General features: G+C 53.8%; 1 protein-coding gene. It reads left to right on the plus strand.

Annotated elements, in window-relative coordinates:
• Nucleotides 1-30: 30 nt before the first annotated feature.
• Nucleotides 31-7,548, plus strand: coding sequence for a hypothetical protein (locus ACN0VL_RS14840; RefSeq protein WP_417618719.1), 7,518 nt, complete (start codon nucleotides 31-33; stop codon nucleotides 7,546-7,548).
• Nucleotides 7,549-7,806 lie beyond the last annotated feature (258 nt).

The raw sequence follows: 7,806 nt of genomic DNA on the forward strand, positions 1-7,806 counted from the left end.
CCGCAGACGGTTTCGGTGAACGGCGGTACCTTGGAACTGAAGGACTTCGCCGCGAGTAATACGGTCGGCGGTGTGCCGACGGCTGGTACCCTCGACTACATCTATACTCTGACGGCCGAGCAGACCCACAGCGGTGCCAACGATGACGCGCTCGCCCTGGATATACCGCTGAGCGTGACCGACGCGGGCAACGCCACCACCGACGGCACTCTGACGGTACGGGTGGAAGACGATGCGCCGTCTGTGGGGACACCTGAGGGTGCAACTGTGTATGAGGCGGGGTTACCCAATGGTCGTCAGTGGGGAAATGACGAGCAGCCGGACACCGTGGTTACAGGTGATCTTGCTGTGCGCCTGGGAGCGGACACCATAGGGGCCGATATCCAGTTTTCAGAGGATCTCTTGACTGATAATTCCGAGCTGATGAAGCTTGGTTTGAATTCGGGTTACAACGGAGATGGTTCGGAAATCTCACTGCAATACGTCATCAGCGACGATAAACATACGCTTATCGCTTACAAGGGCGCAGGTCGAGATCCGGCCGGCGAGGTTTTCACGGTCACCATCAACGACCCCAACAGCAGCGATGCCAGTTATACCTTTACCCTAAAAGGGTCGCTTAATCACGAGAGCGGGACAAAACTTGATCTGCCTTTCGCCTTTGAAGTGACAGACGGTGATGGCGATACCGACAGTGGAAGCTTCGTGGTCGAGGTGGTGGACGATATGGCCAAGGATAAGATCACCATCATCACCAAGGAAGATGAATCCGTCACCTTTACAACGTCAGCGGATGCAAGGGCCGATGAGATAGAAATACTGGCAACTAAGAATGAAAAGGCGATAGCTGCAGATGACCTAGGTCGGTATGAGGTGGCGCATGGCTACGTGACTATCGGGGCAGACGGCACGGTTACCTACAAGCCATACGATAACTACAGCAACCACGGTAAACCCGACACCTTCTTTGTGACGGTGACAGAGGATAATGGCGATCCGGTAAAGATGGAGGTGACTGTAAATGTCACCCCCGTCGCCGATGCGCCCGATATTCCCCATGCTAATGTAACCGGTGATGATGTCACTGCGGTGACCGTCAACACGAATGAAGACACGGCGGTTGCTCTGGGCCTGAAAACCCCGGTGATTACAGACAATACCGATCAGAACGGTAGACCTGCCACAGATAACGGTGACAACCCCGAGCGCCTGGGGGCGATTACCCTGGCGTTGGAGCCCAGAGCCCCTAACGACACCATCCCTGACGACACCATTCTGACCAAAGATGACGGAGCTCCTCTTAGGCTCAATGGCGGAAGTTACATCATAGTGATTGTGGATGAAAATGGAGATGCCGATACCGATCTGCATGTCAGTGATCTGCCGGTAGGTGACGCTGGTATCAACTATCTGACCCGCGCCGAATACGAAGCCATCAAGGCCCAACCGGCCGAAGACCGCCACGAAAACTTCGATGTGGTGGTCAGTGTCGACAGCTATGAAGTGAATAGCAGTGGTACCAAGCTGCCGGATAGAGCTGTAGCCGGCACTAACGGTGCCAACAGCAAGCAGATCATTACCGTGGATGTGCAGGCAGTCACCGATGCGCCGGAGATCGCGCTGACAGCACCGGATGATCCTGCCAGTGTGGGCGCCACCAACATCAGCGTGACCGCTGCCTCCAGCGGTAATAACGGGAAAATTACTGTCACCATGGACGAAGACGGAATGTTGGATCTTCAGAAGGTGCTTGAGGAAACCCTTAAAGATACCGATGGCTCCGAGTCCTACTGGTATGGCATCACAGGTTTGCCCAAAGGCACCGTGGTCAGCATCAATGGCAAAAGCTACACCGCAAGTGAAGATGGAAAGATCACCATGCCGAGCGTTGACCAGATGAGCACAAAGGACATTGGTAACCCGGCCTTCACTATCACGCCACCAGCGGGTTATTCCAGCAACGGGCCACTCAACGCTGCCATTACGCTAACCACCAAAGACAGTGATGATGACAGTACAGTTGATATTATCGAGCAGTCTGTGACCGTGGATCTGGTGCTGCAAGTTAACCCTGTGGCAGGGGACGTAACCGCCGGAAATGTCACCACGAAAGAAGATACCTCGGTCAACTTTCTTAAGCACGTGACAGTGACGGATAAAGGCACTGGTAACGAGGAGATCAACAAAATTGTCTTTGAAGTTCCTGATAACTGGGTAGTAGGAAAGTCATCTGTCAGCAACGAAGCAACATGGTCGGCTAACCTGACTGACTCTACCTATACCATTGAATTTACTGGTGGCCCCGAAGCCGACCGAGAAGCCGTGCTGAAGGGCTTTACCATCACCCCGCCGGCTCACAGCAGTGTCGATGCCACTATCCGTTTGAAGGTGACGACCACAGATACCAATGGGTCTGAAAGTAATAAGGTCGTAGACAAACCTTTGGATGTGAAAGTCACTGTTACCCCGGTGGCCGAGCGGACCGATACTGACTCCAATGTTTCCGGTAGCAATGATGTGACCATGACCGGCGGGCACACCTACACCACGAAAGGCTTGGAAGATGAGTGGTTTACGCTGGGTCAGGAAGGCGACTTTAAGCTCGGGGAGGACTGGCGCAACGAAGACGCCTCCGAAAAAACCTATGCCCGTTTAACGCCGGAGCAGGTTGGCTTCGCGCACCAAAGCCAGCAAGGCGCCATTGGCGCCCAGTTCCGCTATTCGACCAATGGTGATACGACCGAAGGCGGCGGCGACTGGAAAACCCTGACCTACACCGGTACCCCGGTGGATATTCCCATGGAGTATCTGGATACCCTGCAATTCAAGGCGCCGCCCAACTATGCGGGTGAGTTCAAAATTAAGGTTGAAGCCAAAACGGTAGATTATGATGCAGACCATCCTGGTGATTTGAGCAAAGCTGATATTCAGATCAGCGGCGAGAAGACCTTGACTAACATCGACATTCAGCAGGTATCCGATGAGGTGACTCTGGCGGTTAACGGGCGGGTTAGTGGCGATGAGGACACGGGTATTCCGCTTCAGATCACACCGACCAGTTCAGATTCGTCGGAAACCTTTAACGTTACTATCGACGCGATACCTGGTGCTGCTTCGTTGACTTACGGCAGCACTACTTTGAGCAAAGATGCAACCGGTCTGCCTGGTGGCTTTACCATTACCACGAATGATGATGGCAGCTGGAAAGTGCAAATTGAGAACTTTGACAGCAGCGAGAAGCTGAAGGTGTTCCCTCTAAAGCATAGTAACCACAACTTTACCCTGAATGTCTCGGCACAGACGCAAGACGGCGACAGTGCGCCGGGTCCTCTTGGTAGCCTGTCGATCAAGGTCAATGTGCGCGGTGATGCCGATGACGCCGGTATAACGTTAACCCCTAAATCCTACAGCGAGGCAGACCTGGATGGCCGTACTGCCACCGCCCCCGCAACTAACACCAATTCCGTCAAGCTAACGGATCTGGTGACCATTGAATTGACCGATACCGATGGCTCGGAAAGCCTGACCGTGCGGGTAACCGGCCTGCCCGAGGGCTTCTCTCCCAGTCAGGGAGCGATGATCGCCAGTGGTACCGGCGCCGAGCGTGTCTGGGTGATGACACAGACGCAGTACGAGGCTGCTACCATCTCGGTGCCGAAAAACTACAGCGGTACCGTCAAGTTTCAGGTGGCGGCGGTGACCACCGAAAACGATGGCGACTCCAAGACTGGGGCTGAACAGGACGTTTCATTTACTGTCACGCCGTCGGCGGAAGCCACTGTCACCACGAGCGCGACCCTGGTGGAAGACGAGGTCACCTCGCTCGGTTTCAAGATTGTTCACCAGAAGGGCGATACCGACGAAACCCTGGGCAATGTGTGGGTCAAGGTGGCGGACGCCGGGACGGGTGACGCTACGTTCACGCTTTATCTCGGCACGGGGGCCGATGCGGTCACCCTGGCGGACGCCAAGACCAACGGTAGCGTAAGCATCGAGAGCCTTGGTGGTGTTGACTACTACAAGCTAACTGCCGATCAGGCGAAACAACTGGCCGCCAAGGGCGCGGCTAATCTGGATGGTGGGCTGGGCGCGTTCGAGTTCAAGTATGAAATCATCGATGAGTACTATGGCGATAAGAAAGCTGTCGATGTAAATGGTCAGCCGATTAAGGGGACAGAGGTTTTTGATGGCCTCTTTACACTGACCGCCACGCCGGTTACCGATGAGGTCACGGTATCGATTAACGAGATGACTCCGGATGCGGGCACACTTTCACAGGACGAGAATAGTTCCTACGAGCTAAAGGGTAATGCCAAGACGCTGACAGTAAACCTGAATATTAACAGTGAAGATATCGATGGCAGCGAAAAGGTGATCCGCATACAGATAGACGGCGTGCCCGAAGGCATGACAGTCAAGGGGGCCGAACAAACTGGTGAAACCAGCTGGTTGTTGAGTTATGAGGGCGACAAGCTGCTATCCATTGATGACGCGCAGGGCATCAAGGTGCCAGTCGTGTTTGAAATTGCTAAAAACGTGGACAAGGACGCAAAGAGCACCATTACCATGACGGTGCAAACACAAGACCGCGCCGAGCAGGAGTCGTCGGGTACCGAGATCGAATCGGGCAAGGTGAGTTGGGTACTGGGCTTCCACGAGGAGTTTGTCGGGGGGGCGGGAGACCCCCCGGAGGCGGCCAGTATCGATACATGGGAATACAAGCAAGTAGTCGCTGAGGAGGATGAGTCGTTCAGCTTGTCGGAGGTGATTACCGGCGCCGTGGAAGTTAAAAGCACCGGCGTCGTTAACACCTTTACTATAACCCTCTCTGGGGTGCCGGAGGGGACAACCTTCAACGGCATGTATTCCACCATGGTGAATGGTGAAAAAATCTGGACGGCCAACGTCACCACCACGGAAAAAGATGGAACAGCAGCCCTGCAAGGCTTGCTGGATCGCATAAAAGTCACCCCGCCCGAGCACAGCAACGAGAATAACAACCCCGGTGGCTTTAGCTTCAGCGCTATCCTCACCGCCTCGGTGCAGGGGGGATACAGTAATGCAGCCACCATTGAAAAGGTGCTGGTACCAGTGGCACCGGTAACCGACGAAGCGAGCCTGATGGTGGAGGTGGAGAACCCTTCGGAAATTAGTGAAGGAGCTGACTCCATTCCGCTGAAAGTCAGCGTCGACACCGGGGTCGATGGTACTGATGGAAAAATCGTGGACGGCCAACTGTATCTGCAGCTGGATCCGGCCGATCCCGGCGGCTTGCTGATCCATAACGACCTCACGTTGTCGCTGACGAATGTTGCAGGTGTTGCAGGTGTGCAGGAGGGGGACTACTACGTCATTGATGTGGGAGCCAGCGGCGGGGAGTTTATACTGACCTATAAGCCGACAAAGGTTAGCGCTGGTACTCTCGCCTTCAAGGCGTATGTTCAGACCCGGGAGGATGATGCACAGGGGTTGCCAGATGGGGCGCCGCAGACGCAAATAGTTACGAAAGAGACCAGCGCTCAGGTTACCGTTCATATCAGCAACGAGGGCGTGGAGGTTACCACTGACGATATCTCAGGTAACGAAGCTGGCGAGTCCGACCAGGCTCAGGCCATTAAGCTGACCAAAGACAAGTTCAATGTGGTGTTGAAAGATACCGACGGTTCCGAGAAAGTGGACTTCATTCTGCTGTCCAATTTGCCGGAAGGCTTTCTGGTGTTTACTGGTGTTGATGCTGCCTCAGCCACTCTGGCCGGCAATGCCGGTGGCAGTGGTGGCCTGAACTCGTGGATTATTTCCGGAATCGACGGCAATCTGCCGCCTTATGTGGCCATTCTGCCGCCGGCACACTGGAGCGGTACCCTATCGGGCCTGCAGCTGACGGTGTCGTCGGGAGAAGAAAAGCTGTCGGCCAAAAAGACAGAGACCTTTGACCTGGGTGACGTCATCATTAAGCCGGTTGCCAACGGTATCGACATCGTTCCTACCGTAGGATTTGGGGTGGAAAACGACACCATAGCGTTGAACCTGAATGCCGCTATGGTGGACTCCAGAGATGCATCCGTGGGCGAGGGTATAGGCAAAGCAACCGACACTTCTCAGGAAACCGCCAGCATTCGTCTGATGGGGTTGGGCGAGCATGCGGCCTTCTACTTGGATGGCAAGCTGATTAGCGGCACCGATCAGGTCACGTATGACTCTGTTAAAGGCACATATACTCTGAGCGGGCTGGCCCAGGACGATCTGGCTAAACTGCGCTTCAAGCAGGCCAAGTCTGCCCTGGACGATCAGGGCGACACTAAGGAAACTTTACAGATTGGTGTCGAAGCTTGGACTCAGGATGGGGAGGCGGTCTCTGAGGTAACTAAGGGCTTCATGACGGTCAACGTCTCGAAACAGCTGCCCACCACGGGGGACGATACCCTGCTCTGGACAGGCGACAAGATCAACGGTGGCTTGGGGCAAGACACCATTCAGCTGCGTTTTGGCGAGAGCCGGAGCGGAGATGAGTTGGCAGCAAAGCTCAAAAACATAGAGATGATAGACCTGCGAGGGTTGGGTAAAGACAGTATTACCGGTTTAACGGTAAAACATGTATTCGACATGACGGATGACCGTAATACCTTGCTCATTTTTCATGACCAGGGTCAGGATACCATTCAACTTGATGCGTCCTGGACTCTGCAAGATAACAGTCATACCTATAAAGGCATTATTGACGGCAAGACGGTCACGCTTAAGCTATCGAACCAGCAGCCGACAGACGTTAACGACACCCTGCTATGGACCGGCGAGGCCATTAACGGTGGGTTGGGGCAAGACACTATTCAGTTACTCTTTGGCGAGACGGTTAGCGGCAATGAGCTGGCAGAGCAACTCGACAACATAGAGGTGATTGACCTGAGCATTACGGGGGCGAACAAGATCACCGACCTGACAGCTGAGCATGTACTCAAGATGACGGATGGCCGTAATACCTTGAAAATTATTGGTGGTCAGGGTGAGGATACCATCGCACTGGATGGAACCTGGCAGCAGCAAGATAACGGTAATATTTATAAAGGAACCGTTAATGGCACGGAAGTCACGCTTGAGCTATCGAATCATAAGCCGACAGGGGGCGACGACACTCTGCTCTGGACCGGCAAGTGCATCAACGGGCTGGGAGGAGAAGACACCATTCAGCTGCGTTTTGGCGAAAACCTGAGTGGCGCCGAGCTATTCGGCAAGCTCAGGAATATAGAGGTACTCGACCTGAGAGTAGCGGGGGCGAACCGTATTGGTAACCCGATTCTCGACAACGCTGATCCGAGTGACGACAACGGTAGCCTGAGTGTTGATGATGTTATCAGCATGACCGATGATAAAAATGTGCTGAGCATCTTTGGTGATAGCGAAGACAGTGTGACGCTGAGTGCTGATTGGAGTCTTGATGAGGACACTTCAAATACTGAATACATCATTTATAACGGAGCTAATAACACAGAGCTAAAAATATACCTGTCTCAAGATCAAATATATCAAGAAGACCCCGTAATTATAGAGTAACTCACTGTTTTATCTGGCTTATAGTCACCCCGTAAAGGCGGAACCAGGTTTATGCCGTTGTCTATGCGCAGGCGGGGCCAAGTTTATGCCGTCATCTCCGCGCAGGCGGAGATCCAGAGCAGATAGCACCCGTCGGGATAATGGCTGCTGACCTGCAAAGACACTGGATTCCCACCTTCGTGCTGAGGGATCCCCAAAAAAATAGGCAGGCATGGTAGATTATCTCTTTTGTTAATCGCCAAAAAAACAAAGAGGATC

It is taken from the genome of Oceanisphaera sp. (genome assembly GCF_048268965.1).
Classification (GTDB): Bacteria; Pseudomonadota; Gammaproteobacteria; order Enterobacterales; family Aeromonadaceae; genus Oceanimonas.